We start from the raw sequence: 24,537 nt of genomic DNA on the forward strand, positions 1-24,537 counted from the left end.
GCGGGGGCCGAGAGCAGTCACTCGCGGGAGTGTGAGTGCTCGCTGAGCCGCAAAGAAAGTCGAAAAATCGCCGCCCGCGATCAGTCGGCGGTCGCTTCCGCTTCGGTCTCGCCACCGGCGTCTTCGCGGTAGTACTCCTCGATGAAGTCCTCGTCGACCCGGTTGAGTTCCTCTTTCGGCAGCATCGAGAGGAGGTCCCACCCGATCTCGAGGGTCTCTTCGAGTTCGCGGTTGGTCTCGAAGCCCTGGTCGATGAACTCCTCCTCGAAGCGGTCGGCGAAGTCGAGGTACTTGTTGTCACGCTCTGAGAGCGCCTCGCGACCGACAATGTTCACGAGGTCGCGCAGGTCCTCACCCTCGGCGTACGCGGCGTACATCTGGTCGGAGACGTCGCCGTGGTCCGCGCGGGTGAGGCCCTCGCCGATACCGTCGTCCATCAGCCGCGAGAGGCTGGGCAGGACGTTCACCGGAGGCTGGAGCCCCTGACTGTTGAGGTCGGGGTCGACGTAGATCTGTCCCTCGGTGATGTACCCGGTCAGGTCCGGAATCGGGTGCGTGTCGTCGTCGCCGGGCATCGTGAGGATCGGAATCTGGGTGACAGACCCCTCACGACCCTCGATCCGGCCGGCGCGCTCGTAGAGCTGCGCCAGGTCGGTGTACATGTATCCGGGGTAGCCACGGCGGCCCGGGACCTCTTCACGAGCCGCGCCGATCTCACGGAGCGCCTCGCAGTAGTTGGTCATGTCGGTGAGGATGACGAGGACGTGGTAGTCCTTCTCGAAGGCGAGGTACTCGGCGGTGGTGAGGACCATCCGCGGGGTGACCGTCCGCTCGACGGCGGGGTCGTCCGCGAGGTTCATGAAGACGACAGAGCGTTCGAGTGCGCCCGTACGCTCGAAGTCCTCCATGAACTCGTTGGCCTCTTCCTGGGTGATACCCATCGCGCCGAAGATGACGGCGAACTCGGAGCCTTCTCCTTCGCCTTCCTCTTCTTCGGGCACGCTCGCCTGACGAGCGATCTGCATCGCCAGTTCGCTGTGGGGCTGGCCCGAACTGGAGAAGATCGGGAGCTTCTGCCCGCGGACGAGCGTGTTCATCCCGTCGATTGCGGAGACGCCCGTCTCGATGAACTCCTCGGGGTACTCCCGGGAGTAGGGGTTGATCGCCGCGCCGACGATGTCCTGTCGCTCGTCGGGGACGATGTCGGGGCCGCCGTCGATCGGGCGGCCGGATCCGTCGAGAACCCGTCCGAGCAGATCCTCGGTGACGGGCATCTTCATCGTCTCGCCGAGGAAGCGAACCGATGCGTGCTGGTCGATACCACTGGTGCCCTCGAAGACCTGGATGGCGACGACGCCGTCCGAGGATTCGAGCACCTGACCGCGCAGCGTCTCGCCCTGGGCCGTTTCGATCTCGACGATCTCGTCGTAACCGATGGCTTCGTCGACCTCGGCGTACACCAGCGGACCGCTGATCTCGGTGATGGTTTGGTACTCTTTCATATCAGTAGAGGCTCCGGAGCTGTTCGGTGATCTCCGATTTGAGCTCGTCGACGTACTCTTCGTAGTCTTCCTGGACGCCGATCCGGTTGATGTTCGGGGCGGCGTCGATGTCGATGATCTCGTCGACCGGGACGCCGGCTTCCAGCGCGTCGAACGCCTCGTCGTTGAACGTCTGGATCGTCGTCAGCATCAGGTACGTCTTCTCCGGCGGACAGTAGGTGTCGACCGGGTGGAAGGCGTTCTGCTGGAGGTACGCCTCACGCAGGTAGCGAGCGACCTCGAGGGTCAGCTGCTGGTCCTCCGGCAGCGCGTCCTTCCCGACGAGCTGTACGATCTCTTGCAGTTCGGTCTCCTCGTCGAGGACGTCGACCGCCCACTGGCGCTTCTCTGGCCAGTCGTCGGCGACTTCGTCCTGGAACCAGGGGTCGAGCTGATCTTTGTACAGCGAGTACGACTCGTTCCAGTTGATCGAGGGGAAGTGTCGACGCTCGGCGAGGTCTGCGTCCAGCGCCCAGAACGTCTTCACGATACGCAGGGTGTTCTGCGTGACCGGCTCGGAGAAGTCGCCGCCGGGCGGCGAGACCGCACCGATCGCAGAGACCGATCCCTCGGTCCCGTTGACGTTCTCGAAGTAGCCGGCGCGCTCGTAGAACTGCGAGAGGCGCGCGGCCAGGTACGCGGGGTACCCTTCCTCGCCGGGCATCTCCTCGAGACGCGAGGAGATCTCACGCATCGCCTCGGCCCACCGCGAGGTGGAGTCGGCCATCAGCGCGACGTCGTAGCCCATGTCGCGGTAGAACTCCGCGATGGTGATCCCCGTGTACACGCAGGATTCACGCGCGGCGACGGGCATGTTCGAGGTGTTCGCGATGAGCGACGTCCGGGCCATAAGCGGGTTCCCGGTCGAGGGGTCTTCCAGCTCGGGGAAGTCGTCGATGACTTCGGTCATCTCGTTCCCGCGCTCGCCACAGCCGACGTAGATGATGATGTCGGCGTCGGCGTACTTCGCGAGCTGGTGCTGGGTGACCGTCTTCCCGGAGCCGAACGGCCCCGGAATCGCGGCCGTTCCGCCCTTCGCGATCGGGAACAGGCCGTCGAGGATGCGCTGTCCAGAGACGAGTGGCGTTCGCGGGGTCTTCTTCTCGACGGTGGGGCGGGCCTCACGGACCGGCCACTCCTGTCGCATCTGGACCTCTTCGCCGTTGTCGAGTTCGACGACCGTCTCGTCGACAGTGAACGAGCCGGACTCGACGGCGACGACTTCGCCACCCTCGTAGTCCGGCGGGACCATCACCTTGTGATCGATGGTGACTGTCTCCTCGACGATGCCGACGACGTCACCGGTCTCGACGACGTCGCCTTCCTCGACTTCGGGCTCGAACTCCCACTCTTTGTCGAGTTCGATCCCCGGCGCGTCGACGCCGCGGTCGAGGTAGGGACTTCCCATCTTGTCTTCGAGGACGTCCAGCGGACGCTGGACGCCGTCGTAGATGGTGTCGAGAAGTCCCGGACCGAGGTCGACACTCAGGGGTTCGCCCGTGCTCTCGACTGGCTCGCCCGGACTGATGCCCGAGGTCTCTTCGTACACTTGAATCGTCGTCGTGTCGCCCTCGATCTCGATAACCTCGCCCATCAGACCCTCGTCGCCCACATAGACGACGTCGTTCATCCGGGCGTCGAGATCGCGGGCGGTCACGACGGGACCACTCACGCTCGAGATAATACCGTCTTCGCGGACGGTTTGTGCTGTCTGGCTCATAGTTAGTCTTCCTCCATCAGATCGATACCGATGGCTCGTTTGATCTGGTCGCGGAGGCCGCCTGCGCCCGCGCCGCCGCCGAGGGTGACCAGCGTCGGTTCGATGCTGGTCTCGACGGCGTTGCGGACCGATCGGGAGAGGTACTCGAGGTCGTCGTCGTGCATCACCACGATGCCGACGTCTTCGTCTTCGAGTACGTCCGTCACGGCCTCGTCGAGCTGTTCGTCTTTCTCTTCGTCGGAAACCGTCTCGAACTTCCGGACGCCCGCGAGGCGGAACCCGGTCGTGAAGTCCGGACTTCCGACGACGGCGATCTCCTGGCTCATAGGATCACCAATTCCTGTTCGATCTGCTCCTCGGAGAGCCCCGCCTCGCGTCCGCGTGCGATCGCCCGAATGTTGTCGACCTCGCGTTCCTTCGCGAGGATGTAGGAGGCGATCGGCGTGATCGAGAGCGGGAACACGTGCCCGAGTGCGTCCGTGTACTTCAACAGGACGGCGTCGAGCGCGCGCTCGAAGCCGATGAGACTGTCGATGGCTTCGAGTTCGTCGAGCGCCTCCGAGAGTTCGTCTCCGTACTTCGACTCACGGATCGCCGACACGAGCTCGTCGCGGTTCTGCGCCAGCGTCGCGAGTTCGCTCGCCGAGAACAGCGAGCCGCCGTCGATGTAGTAGTCGGCGGGGTCGATGTCCGCGCCGCTCTGTGCGAGGCGCAGCGCGTTCCGGGCGTTCCGGAAGTCGATCTCGGCTTCGAGGAACTCGCGGTACTGCTGGGTCGCTTCGTCGACGACGAGCCCTTCGAGGAGGTGGTCGTAGTACGTTCGATCGACCGCGTTCTCGAGGGGCACGAGGACACCGGTGTCCTCGTAGTCCTCGTAGGCCTCCGCGAGCCCGGGACCGAAGATCGTTCCCGAGAGGCGGTCGACGACGTCCTCGATGCTCGGCGCATCGAGCAACTGATCGAGCAGTTGATCGTCGAACTCGCCAGCACGGATGAGATCGTCGGCAATCGCGTCCCGGTCGGCCTCCGAGTAGAGGCCGCGGATGACGGTCTTGACGTTCCACGCGTCGAACTTGCGTAGGTACCGCGCGATGAGGTCGTAGAGACGCCCGTCGGCCCACCGAAGCAGATCGTCGAACTGCTTCGCGAGGTTCCGGTTGAGCGCGTACTCGATGAGATCGACGCCCGAGTGTCGCGATCCGAGCGCGTTGATCTCGGACTCGTAGTCGGACTCCTCCATAAACCGGGCGATCTCGGCCGGCCCCATCCGAATCAGCTTGCGGTACTCTTCGTCCCCGTACAGCGCGCTTCGACGCGCCCTGACGCGGGCCGTCACGTACTCCGGGTTGGAACCGCCGGCGGTACTCATTGTTCGAACAGGATCTCGCTCACGTTCTTGAGGTTATCCTCCCAGACGCCTGCAAGAACCGAGTCGAAGGTGTTGTTCACGCGAACGCGGGAGTCGGCTCCCTCGACGACGACGCCGCCGAGACAGTCGTACTCGCCGGCGTACTCGAAGCCGTCGTACTCGTCGGCGAGCTCTTCGAGCAGTTCCGCGTCGTCGGCGCGGCCGTAGACCGACACCGACTCGCCCTCAGCAAACTCCGTGGTCGCGTCCTCGAGGAGCGTCCGGGTAAGCGTTTCGCGCTTCTCACTGGGGAGCTCGACGAGTTCGTCCTTGACCCGCTGGCGTACGTCTTCGAGGACGTCGCGGCGGGCTTCGAGCCGCTCCTGTTTCGCTTCGAGCTTCGCGCTCGAGAGCGCCTGTTCGCGTTCCTGTTCGATCTGGCGCTCGACGTCGGCCTTTCGCGCCTCGAGGAGTTCGTCGGCGTCCGTCTCGGCCGTCTCGACGATGTCCTCGGCGCGGCGCTCACCCTGCTCGCGTATTTCCTCCGCACGCGCGCGGGCTTCGTCTCGGATGTCTTCGACGACGTTGTCCAAACTCATTGATGGAAAGAGGCGGGGGCGGTTAGACCAGGAATACGACGACGAGCGCGAGGATGACGAGTGTCTCCGGCAGGACGGTCAGGATGAGACCGTTGACGAAGAGATCGTTGTCTTCAGCGATGGCGCCCATCGCTGCGGCGCCGATACCACGCTCGGCGTAACCCGCACCGAAGGCGGCGAGGCCGACCGCGATCGCGGCGGCGGCGGTTGGTTCGAGAGCCGGTGCAGCTGCCTGAGCTTCCTGTAGGAGTGCGTACATTGTCTTAAATTTTCGACCGGATAGTCGTCTCCGAACGTGCGTAATTGAACAGAGGCATCTCATAAAGCTTCCCAAACTAACTCGCCGTATCGGGGACAGAAGCGGCCGCACTCGGCCGTATTCGTCGATTCGAGGAATTGGCTGCGCCGCTAGTCGCGCCGCAGCGACCGGGTCGCATAGAGCGAGTCCCGCCTGCGGTGCGGTCGGATGCGTCTGCCGTCAGATGAGTGGTCGCCGACGCACGCTGCGTCGGCGAGGAGGTTCGTTGGTCTGCTCAGTCTTCGGTCGTGAAGCGCCGTTCGTAGCCGAAAGGCTCGTACTCGCGGCCGCCGCCGTCGAAGAACTTGTTGAAGAACTCGACGTACTCGAGACGCACCGCCTGCAGGCCCGCGCTCGTGACACCGAGCGCGAGGACGAGCAGGTGGCCGAGGACGAGCACCAGGAGGCCGATCAGGATCGTCGCGGCGTCGCCGTGGACGAGCCCGCCGAACATAATTTCGGTCACCTCGTAGCCGTGGTAGCTCAGGGTTTCACCCGGCCCGAGCGCCGCGACGGCGGCGGCGTCCGGCATCCCGCCGAGGCCGAAGTGCCAGCCGCCGTGGCTGTCGACGTACACGCCGAAGAACAGCAGGTTGACCGTGAAGGCCATTCCTGCCTTCGCCAGCAGCACCGCGGCGATACGCGTGTACGAGAGGACGTTCACGAGCACGTTCAGGAACTCGACGGCCTCGATCGGCTCGCCGACTGCGAGGAGGACGAGGCCGATGAGGAACACCACGAGCGGGATAGTAATCGGTCCAACGCCCGGGATGGTGAAGATCTCCATCGCCGGGAAGCCGCTGAACCCGAGCGGCAGCACGCCGTCGCTCGCGAACGTGGTGTAGAGGAACTCCGGAGCGACGCTACGGAGCGCGTCGCTGAAGACCCACACCCACAAGCCGTTCATCATCAGGAGCCACGAGCCGTTCTCGTAGATGGCGTGTTCGAGGTCGTGCAGTTCGAGGTCTTCGAGGAACCCGAAGATCCACGCGACGTTGAGGTGGAAGATCCCGATCAGCACGCTCACGACGAGCCAACCGCGGGCCCAGTCGATGCCCTCGGGCGAGAGTCCCTTCTCGATCGGCGGGTGTGCCATTCCGAGCGCACCCTCCCAGAAGTACGTCGAGATCAGGTGCAGGCCGAAGATCTCGCCGTAGAGGATCCCGAAAATCGCCGTGAACACACCGGCGGCGATCGTGACGCCGCCCATACTCCGGAAGGCCGGTCGGTCCGCGAAGGCGGTGTAGAGATAGTAGCCGATCCCAGTGTAAATGAGGCCGTAACCGAGGTCCCCGATCATGAAGCCGAAGAACGCCGGGAACGTGAGAAAGAGCACGATCGTCGGATCGAACTCGTAGTAGCTCGGCCGGTTGACCGCCTGAACCAGGATCTCGAACGGCTTGACGGCGCCGGGGTTGTCCTGCACCGTCGGCGGTTCGTCGTCGGCCATCACGACCGGGCTGCCGCCGTCGGCGCGTGCGTCGGCGTTCGAGCCGCCGTCGGCGGCCGCGGGCGACCCCGCACCGCCGCTGCCGCCGGCAGACACGTCTTCGCGCACGTGATCGGTTCCGTCCTTCGAGAACGTCGCGCGTTCGATCTCCTCGATCTCGGCGCGCTCGCCGACGACGTCTTTGATCGCGCCCTTGAACTCGGTGTAGCGCTCGCTCGGGATCCAGCCTTCGGCGATGAAGGCGTTCTCGGTCGTCGCGAAGGAGAGCGGCGCTTCGGTCTTTTGGACGTCGATCGAGAGTTTCTCCTCGGCAGCGAGCAGGAAGCCCGCCGCATCCATCTTCTCGGCTTCCAGTTCGTTCTCGACCGTCGAGAGCTTCGATTCGAGCTGCTGTTTCTCGTGTTCGAGCTCCTTTTTGTACTCGCTCGGCGTCCCCTCCCAGTCCGGGATCTCATAGGAGGAGAAGTCCGCGCTGACGAGCGCGTCGACGAGCGCGGAGTCGTCGGCGTCGGGCGTCGGCCGCGCGAAGACCCCGAGGACGCCGTCACCGGTGAATATTTCGTGCGAGCGGAGGTCGTCGGCGTCGATGATCGCCCGCTCGATCGTGTCGCGGTCGCCGTCGCCGACGGCGACCTGTAGCGTGTCGTACCCCGACAACAGGTCGAGGTCGATGCCGAGATCCACGAACGGATCGATCGCGTCGAGTTGATCCTCCACGTCGCGGATCTCCTGTCGGAGTTCCTGCCGTCGGTCGTCGAGTTCGTTGACCCGCGTCCGGATCTCCTCGAGTTCCTCGTCGAGCGCCTCCTCGGTGACGATGCGCGTCGGTCCCGCGTCCTCTTCGTCGACGTCGAGGATGCTCTCCAGCGAGCGGACGGTGACGAGGCGATCGGAGGACTCCTCGGCGCCTTCGACCGGATCGCCCGGCTCGAAGCCGTCCCAGGAGCCGTCGTACTCGGTGACGTGCAGGAGGTTCAGTCCGTGAGCGGTCTCGATGACCTCGTCCATCACGGCCTTTGATCCCGTCACCGAGACTTTGCTCATCTGCTCAGGTCTGAGCATTTACCGCCTCCTCGAACTGACTGATCGCGTATTCGACCGCCTCGTCGGCGTTCTCCTCGGCCGACGCGACCAGTTTCTTGCGCGCTTCCTGGCCCTCCTCGAGGAGCTCTTGACGCTCCGTTTCGATCTCCTCGCGGGCCTCTGTGAGCCGTTTCTCTTCGTACTCGTCGGCCTCTTGTTCTGCCTCGTTGCGGATCTCTTCGGCTTCGCGCCGAGCCGCCTCGATTCGCTCGTCGCGATCGTCCTCGGCCTCTGCAACGATGTCGTCAGCCTCGGATTCAGCCGTTTTGATCCGTTCGAGAACCTCTGGTCTCGGCATACTCGTATCACCGAAACGTTGCGCAAGCGCTGTATAAGGTGTTTGCGGAACACACCCGGGAAGCCTCGGCGTTGCGTCGTCCGTGACGCCCCGCGACTCGGATCCGCACCGTTATGATTCTCCCGTTCTAACCGCCGTCCAATGGGAGTCCTCGAAGACAAGGCCAACGCGCGCCTGTTCTACAAGTACCTCTCGAAGGTGTACGACCGGATCAACCCCTTCATCTGGAACGAGGAGATGCGCGACGAGGCGCTGGAGTGGCTCGCCATCCAGCCCGACGACCGCGTCCTCGACGTCGGGTGCGGCACCGGATTCGCCACCGAGGGGCTGCTTCGCTACACCGACGACGTCCACGGGCTCGATCAGAGCCGCCACCAGATGGAGAAGGCGTTCGAGAAGTTCGGCACGCGCGACCGCGTGCGATTCTACCGCGGCGACGCCGAGCGGCTCCCGTTCGCAGACGACTCCTTCGACGTGATCTGGTCGTCGGGGTCGATCGAGTACTGGCCGAATCCCGTGGCCGCGCTCGAGGAGTTCCGGCGGGTCGTCAAACCCGGACACCGGGTCTTGGTCGTCGGACCGGACTACCCGAGCAACTCGCTCTTCCAGCACCTCGCGGACGCGATTATGCTGTTCTACGACGAGGAGGAAGCCCAGCGGATGTTCGAGGAAGCCGGCTTCGTCGACATCGAACACCACATCCAGCAGGCGTATCCGGGGAGCCCACGGGCGATCACGACCATCGCACGCGCGCCAGAGAAATAAACCAGACCCCAAAAACCAGACTACAATCGAGATACGCGGATCGAGCGACCGGAACGGGCCTCCGGCGTCAATCGACGGTCCCGCGGACGCGGCTCACCCGATTCTCACCGACGTAGACCGTGACCGACACGGTTCGCCCGGGCTCCAACTGCGGATCGTTCGTTCCGGCGATTCGAAATGACCCTGTCTCACCGACCGCCCAGACCCCGTCGCTCGCGACGTTGAACGGGCCAGTCGGCCCGCCTCCGAACCCAGACGCGGCGAAGAAGGGGACAGGCGGCTGGTGCGCCAGCGGCTCTCCGTTTATTTCGACGACGAGACGAACCCTCGCGAGTCGAAGCGGTGCGCCGGCCTCGTGGGTCAGTGCGACCGTGTCGCCGTCTACATAGAGCGACACTGCAACTGGGCCCGGACGCGCAGTATCGCGCGCATCGCTGCCGGCCGCCACGCCCCCCGTCGCCGTCGCGACGGCTTCGGCACCGGCCGCGACGACGCCGCCTAAGACGATACCGACGAGAAGCAGGACGACCACGCCGATCACCGGAGCCGAAGCACGGGTCCTCACGGGGGGTGTGGCCGCCCGATCGGTGATGAACGTTCGGAGCCGGCCTCACCGCCGCCGGACGAGGTGACGTTGGGGTTCAGTCGGCTCGGCTTCCCGCTCGCTGGTCGCTCAGAAACCGGCTGTCGTCGCGGTTCCGCCACTCCCGGTGCTGTTGTTGACCGGTCCGTAGACGCTGGGCGTCGCCGTCGGCTCGACCGAGAGCAGGACGACCGAACTCCCGTCGATGGCTGTCACCTGGTACGTCCCGCTCGGCGCGAGCGTCCACAGCGATCCGTCTTCGCCCGTCCGTCCGACAACCGAACTCCGACCACCGGCCGGCCCGACCGTGATCTGGGCGTCGACGGGATCGCCGGTCGTCGTGCTGTTGAGTTGTAGCCGCACGGGGCCGCCGGGGTAGGTCCGGTGCGCCGTCAAGTTCAGCGCATCCTTGACGGCCGACGTCGAGGAGCCCGTCCGGACTTGGTCGAGCGGCCGGTACTGGTACTCCTCGAACACGCGCTGACTTCCGCTGTCGACGAAGGCGACGAGGCGGCCGCGCTGGTGCTCGATCGTGACACGCGTGCTGTCGCTGTCGGGGTTCCCGAGCGTATCGTCGCGGAGACGGAGCGCCGCGATCGTCGGGTACGCTTGCTCGGTCGCGTTGACCGCCTCCGCGAGCGAGAACGGGCCGCTGCTGTCGCCCTGCCGGAGCGCCCCGCGGTACGTCTCGCGGACGTACGTGCCGTCGCGGATGACGCTGAGCGTGACGCTGTCGGCTCCGGTCTGCACGTAGAACCGCGCGGAAGCGGCCTCGCCGCGGAGAACGGATCCCGCGTAGCCACGGACGGGACCGCTCAGCGTGTTCAACTCGAGCCCGATGTTCCCGAACCGCGCCGAGGAGATGCTGAATCCGGGCGTCGACCGGGCGAGGGATTCGAGTCGGTCCCGCCGCTGTTCGAGCTCACGCGCCTCGGCGTCGATCAGTGCGAGTTCGTAGAGGAACCGCCGCGGCGGGAGTTCGTCGCGGCCGTATGCAGCGACGGCTTGTTGCTGACGTGCGCGCAGAGCGACGATCTGCTGTTCGATCCCGCTGACCTCCTGCAACAGGTAGCGCTGGCGTGCCTCGGTCGTCTCCGCGGACTCGATCCGTTCGACCGCCGTTGCCGTTGCCAGGTGAGCGTCGGTCGTGGCCGACGAGAACGCGAGGCCGCTCCCGAGCTCGACGTACTCGGTTTCGAGCGTGCTCCGGGTCGACTCCGCGGACGGGATTCCGAGGACGTTGATCTGCGCCTCGCTGGCGTTCGCATCGACCACTTGTGCCGGTGTGCCGCCTCCGGGGCCCAACCGCTCAGTCGGTTGTGCGGCCGACGGCACTGGAGCCGACACCGACGACGCAGACGGTGTCGACCCGTCGATCGACGGGGCAGACGCTCCGTCCGCGTCCGACAGCGCCGGCACTGCGCCGACGACTGCCGAGAGGACCAAGAGGAGGGCGAGCGAGAGGGAAACGGCACGCATATCGCGAGATATGCCGTGACGTTACTAAAAACGACGCCTTTCGTCGCAGTTCACGCCGCTGCGGTTACGGGGCCACGACGGGGAAGGCCGCGAACGGGTCTGATAGGGATTATCGTACGTCTCCATAGATTTCTCGCCGGACGGTACGGCGAGAATCTCCGAACAGTTACGATAATCCCTATGAGACGGACCGAGAGGTACGCTCCGGCGCCGAGACAGTGCGATCGGGGCGTGAGAGGCGGTTGATGGAAAGCGTTTTGAGCGTTCCACGTGCAGTTTCGTCAAATGCGGACGCCCGCGCTGTGGTTGGCCCTCCTCGTCGTCGTCGCCGCGGTCGCCCCAGCATCAGCGCTCGCTCTGGACGCGTCACAGACGGCCGCGCTGGGTGACTCGGCCCCGGTTCCGCAAGTGGACGACGGATCGGACGCCACGCAACCGCGGACCACGGTCGACATCTCGCTCCGTTCGGACCGGAGCGCGTCCTGGCGCGTCGAGACGCACTACGCGCTCGATTCCGAAAACGAGACGCGCGCCTTCGAGACGCTCGCGAGGCAGTACGAAGCGGGCGAAGCGAACGCCGGACCGGACATCGTGCTCTTTCGGTCGCTCGCGGACCGAGCGAGCGAGTCGACCGGTCGGCCGATGGCGATCGAGAACGTCACGTATCACAGTTCGATCGACGAGGCGGACAGTCGCGGCACGCTCGCGCTCACTTTCCGGTGGACGAACTTCCTCCGCCGCGGCGATAACGAGACGCTCGTCCTCGACGACGTGTTCACGCTCCCGACCGCCGAAAGCGACGATCAAAAGACGTGGCTCTCGGTCTTCGGGTCCGACCAGGAGATCCTCATCCGGCCGCCGGACGGGTACACGGTGACGGGGACGAGCATCCCCGTCCAGCAGCGTGAGAGCGCCATCGTCCTCGCAGAACCGTCCGACTTCGAGGGTGAGACGAGCGAACTCCGCGTCACCTACACCGCCATCGGGCCGGCCGGGGAACTTCCGATCGGTCTTCTCGCGGGCGGTGGCTTCGCCGCACTTGCAATTCTTCTCGCGGGCGCGTGGGTGCTCCGGGGTCGTGAGGAGAGCGGCCGCACGCTTCCCTGGGAGGAGCCTACCGTTTCTGACGACCGGTCCTCGGTCGCCTCTGGGGCCGTCGCCGGACCGAACGGCGGTGACAGCGGTCCCTCGCCGAACGGGCGGCCCGGAAATGGCGAGTCCGCGTCGGAACCCGAAGCCGCGGCAGCGGTCGGCGGAGCGGCGTCGGACGGCACCGTGAGCGCAGACGACGCCGAGAGCAGTGTCGAATCCGAGGTCGATCTGTCGCTGCTCTCCGACGAAGAGCGGGTCGAACACCTGCTGGAACAGAACGGTGGGCGGATGAAGCAGGCGACGATCGTCGACGAGACGGGCTGGTCCGACGCCAAGGTCTCGCAGTTGCTGTCGGCGATGGCTGATGAGGGTCGGGTCGACAAACTCCGACTCGGCCGCGAGAACCTCATCTCGCTTCCCGACGGTGCGGGAGACGAAGAGGACGGCGACGGTGGATCGCCCGGTGGTACTGGCGTCCCCGGCGACGGAACGTGACGACACACGTCCCAAAACGCGAGCGGACCCCCACTGAAGCGGACGCGCTTCCGGAACCTCTTTTGCTGCGCCATCCTCAGCGACGGGTAATGGAGTACCTGGAGCGTCGGGTTTCGATGGTCGAAGAGCGCCTCGAGGCGGTCATCGAGGCGGTCGACCCTCAGGAACTGTCCGACGAGGTGGCACACGTCGCGCTGGCCGGCGGCAAGCGCGTCCGGCCGGCTGTCACGGTTCTCGCGTGTGAAGCGTGCGGCGGTGACCCCGCAGACGCGGTCGACTTCGCCGTCGCCATCGAACTGGTCCACAACGCCTCGCTCGTCATCGACGACATCATCGACCGCTCCGACGTGCGGCGCGGCACGGCGAGCGCGTGGGCCGAGTACGGCTACGGTCCCGCGATCATCGCCTCCGACGGCCTCCTGGGCGAGGCGTTCGCCCTCCTCTCGCGGAACGACCACGCGACGCAGATCGTCGCGGAGTCGATGGTCGAACTCGGCGAGGGTGAAGCGACGGAACTGGTCGCCCGTCCGAGCAACGAGCGCGAGTATATGGACCTCGCTCGCCGGAAGACCGGGGCGCTGTTCCGCGCGGCGGCCGAACTCGGTGCCGTCGCGGCCGGCGCCGACCCGTTCACCGTCGAGGCGTTCGGCGAGTACGCCGAGCGCGTCGGCGTGGCGTTTCAGATCCGCGACGACGTTCTCGATGCGACGGCCGACGCCGCCGACCTCGGCAAGCCGACCGGCCAGGACGAGGAGATGGGCCGTCCCTCGCTGGTGCAGGTCACCGACCTGTCCGCCGAGGAAGCCAACCAGCGTGCACACGACCAATCCGAGCAGGCGCTCGAGGCCCTCGCGGCGTCGAACGTCGACGACAGCGAACCGCTCGGCTACCTCCAGGACCTCGCAGAGTTCGTCGTCGTCCGCGAGCGCTGAGCCCGATATCTTTCGCGACCTCCGACATTCTCAGTCACCCTTTGGCTGCCTCTGCGGCGGTCGGGAACCGTGATTCCGCGATCGCGAACACGAGCGTGCTGAACACGCCGAGGAGCGTCCCGGCCGTGAGCCCGATCGCCAACTGCGTCATCGAGAACGACTGGACGCCGGCGATGTCCCGGGGCAGGAAGAAACCGGAGACGACGTAGAGGACGACCGCGATCGCGACGACGTAAAACGGCGCGTTGAGGTAGCGCCACTTGAACTGGTCGGCGAGGTACTCGTCGGTCACCTGTCCGAGACTGGAGGTGACGCCTGCGGCGGCGAACCACTGGACTGCGCCGTGGACGAGCGCCGCGAGGACGATCGGCGGCGTCGGGTCGGGGACGCTCGCGCGGACGGTCTCGAAGAGCGCGTAGCCTCTGAACCCACCCACGACGAGCAGGGCGGCGGCGGCGACGTAGGTGATGAGCGTAACCCGGCCCTCGTAGAGCACGTCGCGGACGCGGTCTGCAGTGTCGTCGACGGCGTTTTCGAGCCCCAGGCCCCGAAAGAGTGTGTACAGACCCAACAGCGCCGAGATGATGCCCAGCACGACCGCGCCGGGCACGTCGAAGAGGCTCGCGATCGTCACGAAGGGGTAGATGAGAAGCAGGATGCCGAGCGGGACGAGGATCGTCCCGCGGGTCTCCGGATCCGCGAGGACTTGCTTCATCGTGTAGTAGATCGACTCTAAGTCCTGCGCCTGTCTGACGACGACGCGCCGGACGCTGTCGATGGGAACCCGCGAGCGGACGATCGGCAGCACCGACTCGTCCTGTGCGCCGTCGGTGATGACGATGGCACTGACGTTCTCACCGGTCGAGAGGCCGGCGAGGACGCGGTCGATCTCTTCGCCGATCGCGCGGTTCGCCTTCACGTCACCGCCCTGTGTCCCGGTGACGGCGGCGACGGTCACTTCCTCGTCGACGTCGGGATCGGCGTACAGCGCGTCGTACTCGTGGATCCCCTGGAACAGAACGTTGACGTCTGAGTCCTCCGGGTCGGCGGTTGCGAGTTCGACCGCCGCCGACTCGACGCGGTCCCGGCCGACGATGGGTGTATCCAGTCCCGTCTTGCGACCGAGGTCGTCGTCGAGGTCGACACAGAGGACCAACAGCATCTGGCGGACGTACGCCATCGGAGTATATCTGTTTTCGGGAGCAGTCACGAGCGATGGACCAGCGCCGCGGGCACCGGCGTGTCCCTGCGCGACCGAAGTAGCACGACTTTTGAGTCTCGGACCGCTATCGAGAAACGAATGATCTCGAAGGGCTGTGAGCAGTGCGCGAAGGGCGGTAAGATGGTTCTCTTCGTCTACGGTTACTGCGACCAGCGCGACTGCTTTTACTGCCCGCTCGGCGAGAACCGCAAGAACGTCACCGACGTCTACGCGAACGAACGACTCGTCGAATCCGACGACGACGTCATCGAGGAAGCCAAGCGGATGCAGGCGCTCGGCACCTCGATCACCGGCGGCGAACCGCAGGAGGCGCTCGATCGCACCTGTCACTACCTCTCGCTTCTGAAAGACGAGTTCGGCGAGGACCACCACACGCACCTCTACACCGGCATCACCGGCGGCCGCGAGAATATGCGCCGGCTCTCGGAGGCCGGCCTCGACGAGATCCGGTTCCACCCGCCGTACGAACAGTGGGGCGATCTCCACGGGACCGAGTGGGAGGAGATCCTCTACATCGCCCGCGAGGAAGGGCTCACGCCCGCCTTCGAGATCCCCGGCATCCGCGCCGAAGAGGAGTTCCTGGACTTCCTCGACGAAGGCGCCGCGGAGTTCTGCAACGTCAACGAGTTCGAGATGAGCGACGGGAACTACCGCCGGATGCAAGAACAGGGCTTCGAGCTGCAGGAAGGCCATATGTCCGCGGTCGACGGCTCCAAAGAGGAGATTCTCGACACGATGGGCGACCACGAGCGCGTGTACTTCTGTACCTCCGTGTTCAAAGACGCCGCACAACATCGCAACCGCCTCAAGCGGATGGCACGCACCATTCGCCGCCCCTTCGACGAGGTGACCGACGACGGGACGCTCGTCTACGGGAAGACGTGGATCACGGCCGACGAACTCGACGCTCTCGGCGTTCCCGAGGAGTTCTACACGGTCAAATCGAACCACGTCGAGGTCGCGTGGTGGCTCTTAGAGGAGATGATCGAAGAGGGTGACGTCCCCGAGGGCGAGATCGTCGAGCAGTATCCGACTGCCGACGGGACGGTCGTCGAGCGGACGCCGCTGGCGTAGTCTCTTATCCTTAGCAGCGACCGGCCCCGATTCGGGTTCTTTAATTGTTATTTACTCCGCGCTTACCACTCCGAGCGGCGCGATCGCTCGAAGGACTCCGCCGTCAGCGCAGCGTAAAGACTCGGCACGAGCGCGGTCGCCGTCCCGACTAGGAGCCACTCGCCCAGCGGTCCGCCGCGGACGACGCCGACGGCAACGATCCCGACGCCGAGCACGCCGCCCCCGGCCGCAGCAAGCCGCTTCGTCCGCCGGTCGAAGGTGACGCCGCGTGCAGTCCCGTACAGCGCCGCTCCGAGTCCGATTGCGACTCCGGCACCGACGCCGACGTAGGGAGTGCCGACGAGTACGCCGGCGACGACGAGGGCCACTCCAGCCGCCGCCCCGACGAAGACGGTCGTGCGGGGCGAGAGCGGATTGACGTCTGCCCCGTATCTGGTCGCGTAGCCAGCGGCCGGGGCACCGAGCGCGGCGGCGACGAGGATCGCGAAGAGGACGCCGCGCGGCGACGGGTCGTCGAGGAGGACGCCGAACGCGCCGGCCGCGGCGACGACGCTCCCGGCGGCGAGGAGCCACCGCGGTCGGATCGTCGCTGCGGGGTCGTCGTCGCGAACGATGCCGAATCCGACGAACGGGTACGAGACGAGCGCCCCGACGACGACCGTCGCATAGAGGCTCCAGCCGAGGAGCAATCCGGAAACGAGTACGGAGATACCGAGGAAGACGCCCGTGATGACGGCGAACTCGGGGACGCGGCGACTCATACCGGCTGTCGGGGCGAGACGGCTGAAAGCGTTGCGGTGGGTGTCGCTATCGTGTCTCAGCCACACTGTCGTTTCGAGACCCGCAAGCGTTTAGACACGCCGTGGAGTAACATTCGCTATGTCAGACTGTCCGCTGGCCGACGACTGTCCCCGGTATTCGGAGCGAATCGACGGGATGGGGTGTCAATACTACGGCGACCGCGGTGGCGCCGAGTGGTGTAACAACTACGACCAGCCGATCCGCGACCTGAAGGCCCAGCCCGTCAAGCCCGGCGAGGAAGTCGTCGTCGACGTCGACGACATCCACGAGAGCGGAGCGGGCGTCGGCCGGACCGACGACGGTTTCATCGTGCTCGTCGACGGCCTCCTGCCGGAGGCGCGCGCCGTCGTCCGAATCGACCGCGTGAAATCCAACCACGCGACCGCGAAGAAGGTAGTCGAACGGCTGCCGCTCGACGAAGACGCCGAAGAAGCCGCGGACGAGACGGCCGCGTCCGACGCCACAGACGACGGCTCCGAGGACCGGACGGGCGGCCCGGACAGGCCGACCGCGCTCGGCAGCCGCGACAACTTCTGGGGCGGATAATCGACCGCCGCCGGCGGGGCGAGACGGCACGGACAGTCACTCTTCTGCATCTTTTTTGCGCGGGGCCGCCAACGCGACAGTATGGACGACGCCGAGAGAGACGGCGACAGCGCGAAATCGGACGGGGTCGACGGGTTACACACCGAGGAGGGAGAGGACCTCTCGGCGTTCGACGTCGACGCCGCGCTCGCGGAGGCGGGCTTCGACGCCGACGAGAGCGTGTTGACGCGCCGTCAGGCCGAAGTGCTGGTGCTCCGAGAGCAGGGGATCCGCCAGTCGAAGATCGCGTCGATGCTCGGGACGTCCCGTGCGAACGTGTCGAGCGTCGAATCGAGTGCGCGCCGAAACGTCGAGAAAGCGCGCGAGACCGTCGCCTTCGCCGAGGCGCTGACGGCTCCGGTGCAGGTTTCCGTCGAGGAAGGGACTGACCTCTACGACGTCCCGAAGCAGGTGTACGACGCCTGTGACGAGGCCGGCGTGAAGGCGAACCGGACGGCACCCGAGCTGATGAAAGCGGTCTCGGACGCCGCCGGCGACGCCATTCAGGGTCGCGAGGTCCGTGAAGCGCTGCTCGTCGGAGTGACGACGGGTGGCCGCGTACAGGTGCGGCGCTCGGCCGAGTAGCTCTCTTTTCGGCCCGACTCAGAACTCCCCGCGCGCTTCGAGCGAGCGAACGAGCCGTTTGACGTCCTGCGCGCGCGCTTTCGGCACGACGAGGACGCGGTCGTCCCACGCGACCACGGCGAGGTCCGAGACGCCCACGAGCGACACGTGTGCGCCGTCTGCGGCGACGACGTTGTCCGCGGCATCCAGCGTCCGCAGCGTGACGTCCTCGCCGGCGACGTTTCCGGTCCCGTCGGCGTCGAGGACGCGTTCGAGCGCGTCCCAGGAGCCGACGTCGTCCCAGGGGAACGCGACCGGGACGACCGCTACGTCGTCGGCGCCCTCGAAGATGGCGTGATCGACGCTGACCGACTCGGTCGCCTCGAACGCGGCCGTTACGTCCGGGTGGTCGCTGGTGATCACGTCGGAATGGCCGTCGGATTCCACATCGGAGTGATCGCCGGAAACCACATCAGAGTGGTCGCCGGAGTGGTCGCTCGCGGATCGAAGTGCGTCGAGAAGATCGGCTAGTGGTGAGGTCGCGGCCGCGTCCAGAAATACCTCCGGCCGCCAGGCGAACAGTCCGGCGTTCCAGTAGTGGCCGGCCGCGACGTACGACTCGGCGGTTTCTACGTCTGGCTTCTCGTGGAACGACTGGACGGGTTTCCAGGCGGGATCGGAGCCGGTGTCCGTTTCCGTCGTTTCTGTCGTCGTAGGGGCCGCTGGGGTGGGCGCCGCCGGTTCGATGTAACCGTAGCCCGTCTCGGGCCGGGTCGGCTCGACGCCGAACGTGATCAGCCGGTCCTCGGCTGCCGCGACGCCGACGCCGCGACGGACTGCGGGCGCGAACCCCTCGCCGACGAGGTGGTCGCTCGGGAGCGCGAGGACGACGCAGTCGCCGTAGCGTTCTGAGGCGTAGTGCGTCGCGTACAGGAGCGCCGGCCCGGTGTCGCGTCCGGCGGGTTCGACGAGCACGTCGGCGTCGGGGACGCGGTCTCGCACGCCCGCTGTGTACTTCTCGCGGGTAACGACGGCGACCTCGTCTGCGACGTCGCGCGCCCGTGAGACGGTCCCTTCGAGGAGCGATTCTTCGCCCACGAGCGGGAGGAACTGCTTCGGGCGATCCGACCGACTGGCGGGGTAGAGCCGCGACCCCGTCCCGCCGGCGAGCACGACGGCGACGACGGGGACCGAAACCTCGGTTCCCCCGGTGGCTGAAACGTTGTCCGCCATCACCACGTCTCCACGATCCCGTCGTGGAGGTCTTCGACGCAGCCCTCACAGTCCGGATGCCCCGCCTCGAAGCACGCCGGGCGCCCCTCGGCGTCGACCGCGACGGCGCGGCGGTCGGCTTCACGGCGGCAGACGATGCGGAGGCGGCCGTCGTCGTCCCGAGGGATGGCGGTCGGGATGGCCATTCGATCCTCGTCGCCCGTCTCCGCGTCGCGACCTTCGCGGTAGGCATCGCGGGCGCGGGCGTACTGGCGGCCGGCCTCGCGGAACTTCGCTCGCAGGAGGCGTTCGAGACGGTCGCTCATCGGGAGAGAGTGCGAGGGCGAGTCGTATAGGTTCGTTGGTGGTCGCGACGACCTGATCGCGGACACAAGTCCGTCGCGTCGGTCTCACTTTCGTCCGTCACGTCGGCTTCACTTTCACCCCGGTTACGATACTTTATTACTGATCGGGAACCAATCGCCCCGTGCCTCCCAACGGAAAACAAGGCGGAGGCGAGTGAAACTATGTCAGACCTGCGAACACACGCAGCGGAGATAGCGGAACAGTTCTCAGACCACCTCGACGTGGACGAAGACGACGTCGAAGAGCGACTGCGTAATCTCGTCGACGAGTACCGCGTGCCCGTCGACGAGGCGCGCCGCTCGGTGGTTAACAGCTACCTCGAAGAGGCCGGCCTCGAACGTGACGAGATCGGTCGCGGCGGTAACGACGAAGTCCGCCTCGCCGACATCGACGAGGACGAACAGTGGATCGACGTGACCGCGAAGGTCGTCGAACTGTGGGAGCCCCGAAGCGAGTCGATCGCCCAGGTCGGCCTGCTCGGCGACGAGTCCGGGCGCACGAAGTTCGTCGCCTTCGAGACATCGGATCTCCCCGAACTGGAGGAGGGCGCGGTCTACCGCCTCGGGAACGTCGTTACCGACGAGTACCAGGGTAACTTCTCGGTGAAACTCAACAAGACGACGTCGATCGAGGAACTCGACGAGGACATCGAAGTCGGCGACGACGCGGTCTCCGTCGAAGGCGCGCTCGTCGACATCCAGTCCGGTAGCGGCCTCATCAAGCGCTGCCCCGAGGAGGGCTGCACGCGCGTCCTCCAGAACGGGCGCTGTTCGGAACACGGCGACGTCGAAGGCGAGTTCGACCTGCGGATCAAGGGCGTCCTCGACGACGGCGAGGAGGTCTACGAGGTGATCTTCGGCCGCGGCGTCACCGAGGAACTCACCGGCGTCACCCTCGACGAAGCCCAGCAGATGGCGATGGACGCTCTCGACACGACGGTCGTCGTCGAGGAGATGCGCGAGGACCTGCTCGGGACGTACTACCGAGTCTCGGGCCCCGAACTCGGTCGCTACGTGCTGGCCGACGACGTCGAACGGCTCACCGAACCGGCGGATCCGGAAGCGGTGCTGATCAAAGCGAGGTCGATCTAAATGAGTTCCAACGAAATCCCATCCCGAGAAGTCGCCCGGCGTGTGTTCGCAGACGAGTTCAACGACGCCGCCTTCACGTTCAAAGAATCCGACGACGATCGCGCGCCGGTCTATCTGCTGCTCCCGACGGGCGCGAAGGCCAACCGCGTGTTCTTCGTCGGCACGCTGACCGAGAAGGACGACGTCGGCGAGGACAACGAGTACTGGCGTGGCCGGATCGTCGACCCCACGGGGACGTTCTTCGTGTACGCGGGTCAGTATCAGCCCGAAGCCGCGAGTATGCTCCGCGAACTCGAACCGCCCGCGTACGTCGCGGTCGTCGGCAAGCCGCGGACGTACGAGACCGACGACGGGTCGGTGAACGTCTCGGTCCGACCCGAGTCGATCCAGGTCGTCGACGCCGCGACCCGGGATCGCTGGGTCGTCGAGACCGCAGAGCGGACGCTCGAACGCATCGAGGCGTTCGACCAGGAGGGTAACGAGTACGCGCGGATGGCCCGCGAGGAGTACGACCTCCCCACCGACCGCTACAAGGAGTCCACCATCTCCGCCTTGGAGAGCCTCGAAGAGTCCGACGGCGACGAACTCGGACTCGACGGCGGCCGCGTCGACGACACGACCGGAGAAAGCGAACGCGACGCGCACGCCGACCTGCAGACCGAGCCGTAGGCGGCGAACCGCCGACGAATCCGCATTCCCCCGATTTCACTTTCAGACCCGCACCGAGAGTCGGCGCTCTCGTCCCGTCGCCGGACCGGATTCGAATCAAATCCTGTTGTTTCAGTCACACTGTCTGACGAAGCATTAAGTGGATCCGCCGACGAACGACGAGACGAGACAATGGGCAACAAAAACAAGACCATCTCGTTCCGCGTCAACGAGGACGCGTTCGAGACGCTCCGTGAGATCGCCGAGGAGCGCGACATCTCGCTCTCGGCGGTCTTCCGCGACTACGTCGACACGCTCGTTGCCCACGACGGCCAGGTCCAGGTCGTCCCCGAGCACGAACTCGAACAGTTGCGCAACGGCGATGACGAAGACGAGAGCTTCCCGCCGAAGGTGAAGGTCCCAAAGAGCTTCGTCCGCGAACACGAGCGCCTCGAACTGGAGGCCGAACACCTCCGGGAGCAACTCGAAGAACACAAGCGATACGTCAACTACCTCCGAGAGCAACTCGAAGACGGCGAAGACGACGTCATCCAACTCGAAGACCTCGACGAGAGCGAGGCCGACGAGCCGTCGTTCCGACTGGGCTGATAGTGATTACTCTCACTGTGTACCGCCGAGCGCCACTCCCGGTGGCGATGGTCGGCGGTAAGAGACGAGAGTAATCATTATGAGGCGTCGACGGCGTTGGGGTGAGGTTGCGACGCCGAGCCAGCGATAGGTTACCCCGAGAGCGCCTTCCGGGCGCGCCGCATCTTCTGTTCCATCTCCTCGTTGCCTTCGACTTCCGCGAGCGTCTCGGCCGCCTCCAGCGTTCGGACGGCACTGTCGAGGAACGAGAGGATGTCGCCTGGGTACGCATACAGCATATACTCGTCGCTCATCACGTCGACGATGGCGTCGGGACCGAGGCCCTGCGCCCGGAGCTCCAGCAGGTACGATACGAACTGCCGCTCGGGGTAGCCCGTATAGAGGTCGTCGGGGTTCTTGGGATCGAGGAAGTCCTCGGCGAAATCCAGGAGTCGATCGCGCGTGGCGTCGTCGAGTTTCGAGAGCCCCTCCCCGGTGTAGAGGACGTCCATCGTCGCGCCCTTGAACGCTCCCTTCGGGATGTTGACGTCGATCTGCGAGACGATCTGGCGGTGGTTCTTGAGATAGATCTTGTCCGTGATAGCCACGGTTGTCGATCGTACGCCGCTGTGCGGCAAAAGCGTCCCGGTGCCGGTCCTCGATAGACAGTCGCGACTGCCGGTGGCCAAGAGTCGTCGGATCGGCGGCCCGTGTGAGGCCGGCTCACTCCAGTGGTGAGTCGTAACGTATTTGACTTCGACGGGGGTACCTGAAGATGCGTGTCCGGGTTAGGGTAGTGGACTATCCTTCAGCCTTGTGGAGGCTGAGACGCGGGTTCGATTCTCGCACCCGGACCTTTCTGCCTGCGAACAACGTGAGCAGGTGAACGTCCGTACAGAGGATTGAAACGGCGAGCAACCGTGCGAAGCGAGGTTGCGAGTGGGGTTCGATTCTCGCACCCGGGCCGTCTCCGAAACGCCACGCCTGCAGAGCGGTCGCTCTCCCTGCTGTGAGACACCGCTCAGACGATCTGATTCGCGAGAGCGTCGTCAGTGCGGATCCGCTTTATGTTCTCTTCGACTAACGCGGCGACCCGCTCGCCGTACGCTCGGGTCGCGCCGGCGGCGTGGGGCGTGACGATGACGTTCTCCATCTCCCAGAGCGGCGACTCCGCCGGCAGCGGCTCTTCTTCGAAGACGTCCAGTGCGGCCCCAGCTATCCCGCCGGCTTCCAGTGCACCGATTAGACTCGCCTGGTCGACGACCGGCCCGCGCGCGACGTTGATGAGATAGGCGTCCTCTCGCATCGCGTCGAGCTCTTCGGAGCCGACGAGGCCGCGCGTGCGGTCGGTGAGCGGCGGGGTCAGCACGACGAACCGCGCGTCGGCGACCGCTTCGGAGAGCGCGTTCGGCGTGTAGATCTGTCTGACTGACGGGACCGGCGTCGGCGTTCGTCGGACGCCCACGACGTCCATCCCGACGCCGTCGGCGCGCGCGGCGACGCCCTGCCCCAGCGTGCCGAGGCCGACGACACAGACAGTTTCGCCCGCGAGCGTGAACGTCTCGTCCCAGTCGGGATACCGCCACTTGCGCTTCGGTTCGTTGTCGCGGTAGACGTGCAGCCGCCGCGAGAACTGGAGCATATACCCGAGCACCGTATCGCCGACTGCGTCGCCGTGAATCCCGGAACTGTTCGTGAGCCTGATCCCGTGTCGCTCCAGCGCGTCGAGCGGGAACGCATCGACACCGGCGAGGACGCAGTGGATCCACTCCAGGTCGGCGGACAGGAACGCATCGTCGTACGTGAACGTCACGAGTCCGTCGAGGCCGTCGAGATCCGAGCCGTCGGTCAACAACTCCACGCGAGCGGACACGTCGTCTAACTCGTCTCGCAACGTCGCCGGCGGGAAGATCGTCGCCACCGACGGATGAATCCCGATCACCAGCCCATCGTCTGCCATACAGCGCACATCTGTTCACGCACACAAAAAGACTCCCTGCGGTCCGCATCACCGGGCCGGATCGTCGGTAACGGTTCACGGCGCTGTGTGTCACTCTCTGGAACGATTTCTGATCATTTGAGAACCAGATACCTATTATATTGATACTGTGCGCGACTGTTCACGTGTAAGGTGGACGATTATGAGTACGACTCCGACAACCCAAACTACGACACCTGAGACAGCCTTCAGCACCATCCTCGACTTCGACCTGCAGGGCACAGTCGCCGGCTACTGGCTCGCGGTCCTCCGCGTCGTCACCGGCTACTGGTTCCTCCACGCCGGCTTCACGAAGTTCAGCTTCGTCGCCGGCGAACCGTTCGACGCGGCGGGGTACCTCCTGCACGGCACGACCGCCAGCCCGGTCCACGGCTTCTTCGCGTGGGTCGCCGGCACGCCGTGGCTGATCGAGTTCACGAACTTCGCCATCCCCGCCGGCGAGTTCCTCATCGGACTCGGCCTCGTCGTCGGCGCGCTCGTCAGACTGGCCTCGTTCTTCGGGGCCTTCCTGATGGTGTTCTTCTATCTGGGGAACGCCGACTGGGCGCACGGTTTGGTCAACGGTGACCTGATGGGACTGCTGCTGTTCGTCACCATCGCAACGCTCGGCGCAGGCCGGATCCTGGGCCTCGACGTCTTCGTCGAGCGCCTCGATCTCGCACAGACCCGGATCGCGAAGTTCCTGCTCGGATAGGACTGCGCGG

26 protein-coding genes and 1 tRNA gene are annotated in these 24,537 nt (G+C 65.7%); 11 read left to right on the forward strand and 16 right to left on the reverse strand.

What is annotated here, in order from left to right; translation table 11 throughout:
• Window positions 1-80: 80 nt before the first annotated feature.
• The 8 genes from NO347_RS06815 to ahaH form a co-directional block, all read right to left on the reverse strand.
• The gene (locus NO347_RS06815; RefSeq protein WP_256288867.1) at window positions 81-1,502 is read right to left on the reverse strand and encodes a V-type ATP synthase subunit B; all 1,422 of its coding nucleotides are present in this window, start codon (window positions 1,500-1,502) and stop codon (window positions 81-83) included.
• Between the two features lies 1 nt (window position 1,503).
• Window positions 1,504-3,261, reverse strand: a complete 1,758-nt coding sequence (locus NO347_RS06820; protein WP_256288868.1) for an ATP synthase subunit A — start codon at window positions 3,259-3,261, stop codon at window positions 1,504-1,506.
• A gap of 2 nt (window positions 3,262-3,263) precedes the next feature.
• Complete coding sequence (locus NO347_RS06825; RefSeq protein ID WP_256288869.1) at window positions 3,264-3,587, reverse strand: V-type ATP synthase subunit F; 324 nt, start codon at window positions 3,585-3,587, stop codon at window positions 3,264-3,266.
• On the reverse strand, window positions 3,584-4,630 hold the full coding sequence (locus NO347_RS06830; RefSeq protein ID WP_256288870.1) for a V-type ATP synthase subunit C: 1,047 nt from the start codon (window positions 4,628-4,630) through the stop codon (window positions 3,584-3,586). Before NO347_RS06830 ends, NO347_RS06825 begins: the two co-directional genes overlap by 4 nt.
• On the reverse strand, window positions 4,627-5,208 hold the full coding sequence (locus NO347_RS06835) for a V-type ATP synthase subunit E (protein WP_256288871.1): 582 nt from the start codon (window positions 5,206-5,208) through the stop codon (window positions 4,627-4,629). The genes NO347_RS06830 and NO347_RS06835 overlap by 4 nt, the downstream gene beginning before the upstream one ends.
• 22 nt (window positions 5,209-5,230) lie before the next feature.
• Window positions 5,231-5,467 carry a hypothetical protein gene (locus tag NO347_RS06840; RefSeq protein ID WP_121568461.1) on the reverse strand — a complete coding sequence of 79 codons (237 nt, stop codon included), beginning with the start codon at window positions 5,465-5,467 and terminating at the stop codon, window positions 5,231-5,233.
• A gap of 274 nt (window positions 5,468-5,741) precedes the next feature.
• Entirely contained in the window at window positions 5,742-8,018 is a 2,277-nt protein-coding gene (locus NO347_RS06845) for a V-type ATP synthase subunit I (RefSeq protein WP_256288872.1), read from the reverse strand.
• Window positions 8,005-8,337 carry an ATP synthase archaeal subunit H gene (gene ahaH / locus NO347_RS06850; RefSeq protein ID WP_121568459.1) on the reverse strand — a complete coding sequence of 111 codons (333 nt, stop codon included), beginning with the start codon at window positions 8,335-8,337 and terminating at the stop codon, window positions 8,005-8,007. The genes NO347_RS06845 and ahaH overlap by 14 nt, the downstream gene beginning before the upstream one ends.
• Before the next feature lie 141 nt (window positions 8,338-8,478).
• On the opposite strand from ahaH, the gene NO347_RS06855 reads away from it, so the two are divergent.
• Window positions 8,479-9,102: a methyltransferase domain-containing protein gene (locus NO347_RS06855; protein ID WP_256288873.1), complete on the forward strand. Its 624-nt coding sequence runs from the start codon at window positions 8,479-8,481 to the stop codon at window positions 9,100-9,102.
• A 67-nt stretch (window positions 9,103-9,169) separates the two neighbouring features.
• On the opposite strand, the gene NO347_RS06860 is transcribed toward NO347_RS06855, so the two are convergent.
• Both NO347_RS06860 and NO347_RS06865 read right to left on the reverse strand, forming a co-directional pair.
• Window positions 9,170-9,667, reverse strand: a complete 498-nt coding sequence (locus tag NO347_RS06860; RefSeq protein WP_256288874.1) for a type IV pilin — start codon at window positions 9,665-9,667, stop codon at window positions 9,170-9,172.
• Window positions 9,668-9,775: 108 nt separating this feature from the next.
• Window positions 9,776-11,164, reverse strand: coding sequence for a DUF7094 domain-containing protein (locus tag NO347_RS06865; protein ID WP_256288875.1), 1,389 nt, complete (start codon window positions 11,162-11,164; stop codon window positions 9,776-9,778).
• A gap of 285 nt (window positions 11,165-11,449) precedes the next feature.
• Here NO347_RS06865 and NO347_RS06870 point away from each other — a divergent pair, with 285 nt between their 5' ends.
• Window positions 11,450-12,751 carry a helix-turn-helix transcriptional regulator gene (locus tag NO347_RS06870; protein ID WP_256288876.1) on the forward strand — a complete coding sequence of 434 codons (1,302 nt, stop codon included), beginning with the start codon at window positions 11,450-11,452 and terminating at the stop codon, window positions 12,749-12,751.
• 89 nt (window positions 12,752-12,840) lie between these two features.
• Entirely contained in the window at window positions 12,841-13,683 is an 843-nt protein-coding gene (locus NO347_RS06875) for a polyprenyl synthetase family protein (protein WP_256288877.1), read from the forward strand.
• A 34-nt stretch (window positions 13,684-13,717) separates the two neighbouring features.
• Here NO347_RS06875 and NO347_RS06880 read toward each other — a convergent pair whose 3' ends face one another.
• The gene (locus NO347_RS06880; RefSeq protein WP_256288916.1) at window positions 13,718-14,845 is read right to left on the reverse strand and encodes a DUF373 family protein; all 1,128 of its coding nucleotides are present in this window, start codon (window positions 14,843-14,845) and stop codon (window positions 13,718-13,720) included.
• 138 nt (window positions 14,846-14,983) lie between these two features.
• Between NO347_RS06880 and NO347_RS06885 the strand changes: the two genes are divergently transcribed.
• Window positions 14,984-15,979: a radical SAM protein gene (locus NO347_RS06885; protein WP_256288878.1), complete on the forward strand. Its 996-nt coding sequence runs from the start codon at window positions 14,984-14,986 to the stop codon at window positions 15,977-15,979.
• 62 nt (window positions 15,980-16,041) lie between these two features.
• Here the strand turns inward: NO347_RS06885 and NO347_RS06890 are convergent, their stop codons facing one another.
• A complete protein-coding gene (locus NO347_RS06890; RefSeq protein WP_256288879.1) occupies window positions 16,042-16,740 on the reverse strand; it encodes a hypothetical protein in 699 nt (232 codons plus the stop codon).
• Window positions 16,741-16,858: 118 nt separating this feature from the next.
• On the opposite strand from NO347_RS06890, the gene NO347_RS06895 reads away from it, so the two are divergent.
• Together NO347_RS06895 and NO347_RS06900 are read left to right on the forward strand one after the other, a co-directional pair.
• Window positions 16,859-17,326 (forward strand): TRAM domain-containing protein, encoded by a 468-nt coding sequence (locus tag NO347_RS06895; RefSeq protein ID WP_256288880.1) that lies wholly within the window; start codon window positions 16,859-16,861, stop codon window positions 17,324-17,326.
• Between the two features lie 81 nt (window positions 17,327-17,407).
• Window positions 17,408-17,950: a Tfx family DNA-binding protein gene (locus NO347_RS06900; protein ID WP_256288881.1), complete on the forward strand. Its 543-nt coding sequence runs from the start codon at window positions 17,408-17,410 to the stop codon at window positions 17,948-17,950.
• Window positions 17,951-17,968: 18 nt separating this feature from the next.
• Here the strand turns inward: NO347_RS06900 and NO347_RS06905 are convergent, their stop codons facing one another.
• Window positions 17,969-19,162 (reverse strand): mannose-1-phosphate guanylyltransferase, encoded by a 1,194-nt coding sequence (locus NO347_RS06905; RefSeq protein WP_256288882.1) that lies wholly within the window; start codon window positions 19,160-19,162, stop codon window positions 17,969-17,971.
• Window positions 19,162-19,467 carry a DUF7091 family protein gene (locus tag NO347_RS06910; RefSeq protein WP_256288883.1) on the reverse strand — a complete coding sequence of 102 codons (306 nt, stop codon included), beginning with the start codon at window positions 19,465-19,467 and terminating at the stop codon, window positions 19,162-19,164. The genes NO347_RS06905 and NO347_RS06910 overlap by 1 nt, the downstream gene beginning before the upstream one ends.
• Window positions 19,468-19,668: 201 nt before the next feature.
• On the opposite strand from NO347_RS06910, the gene NO347_RS06915 reads away from it, so the two are divergent.
• The 3 genes from NO347_RS06915 to NO347_RS06925 all read left to right on the forward strand — a co-directional run bounded on the left by NO347_RS06915 (window position 19,669) and on the right by NO347_RS06925 (window position 21,855).
• Window positions 19,669-20,598, forward strand: coding sequence for a replication factor A (locus NO347_RS06915; protein ID WP_256288884.1), 930 nt, complete (start codon window positions 19,669-19,671; stop codon window positions 20,596-20,598).
• Window positions 20,599-21,267 (forward strand): RPA family protein, encoded by a 669-nt coding sequence (locus tag NO347_RS06920; protein WP_256288885.1) that lies wholly within the window; start codon window positions 20,599-20,601, stop codon window positions 21,265-21,267.
• 171 nt (window positions 21,268-21,438) lie between these two features.
• Window positions 21,439-21,855: a DUF8146 domain-containing protein gene (locus NO347_RS06925; protein WP_256288886.1), complete on the forward strand. Its 417-nt coding sequence runs from the start codon at window positions 21,439-21,441 to the stop codon at window positions 21,853-21,855.
• A gap of 131 nt (window positions 21,856-21,986) precedes the next feature.
• On the opposite strand, the gene NO347_RS06930 is transcribed toward NO347_RS06925, so the two are convergent.
• Window positions 21,987-22,442 (reverse strand): DUF5814 domain-containing protein, encoded by a 456-nt coding sequence (locus NO347_RS06930; protein ID WP_256288887.1) that lies wholly within the window; start codon window positions 22,440-22,442, stop codon window positions 21,987-21,989.
• A gap of 174 nt (window positions 22,443-22,616) precedes the next feature.
• Between NO347_RS06930 and NO347_RS06935 the strand changes: the two genes are divergently transcribed.
• A tRNA-His gene (locus tag NO347_RS06935) sits at window positions 22,617-22,689 on the forward strand.
• Window positions 22,690-22,855: 166 nt separating this feature from the next.
• Here NO347_RS06935 and ddh read toward each other — a convergent pair.
• Window positions 22,856-23,794: a D-2-hydroxyacid dehydrogenase gene (ddh, locus tag NO347_RS06940; protein WP_256288888.1), complete on the reverse strand. Its 939-nt coding sequence runs from the start codon at window positions 23,792-23,794 to the stop codon at window positions 22,856-22,858.
• Window positions 23,795-23,975: 181 nt separating this feature from the next.
• On the opposite strand from ddh, the gene NO347_RS06945 reads away from it, so the two are divergent.
• A complete protein-coding gene (locus NO347_RS06945) occupies window positions 23,976-24,527 on the forward strand; it encodes a DoxX family membrane protein (protein WP_256288889.1) in 552 nt (183 codons plus the stop codon).
• Window positions 24,528-24,537 lie beyond the last annotated feature (10 nt).

Source organism: Halobellus inordinatus, assembly GCF_024464655.1.
Taxonomy (GTDB): Archaea; Halobacteriota; Halobacteria; order Halobacteriales; family Haloferacaceae; genus Haloquadratum; species Haloquadratum inordinatus.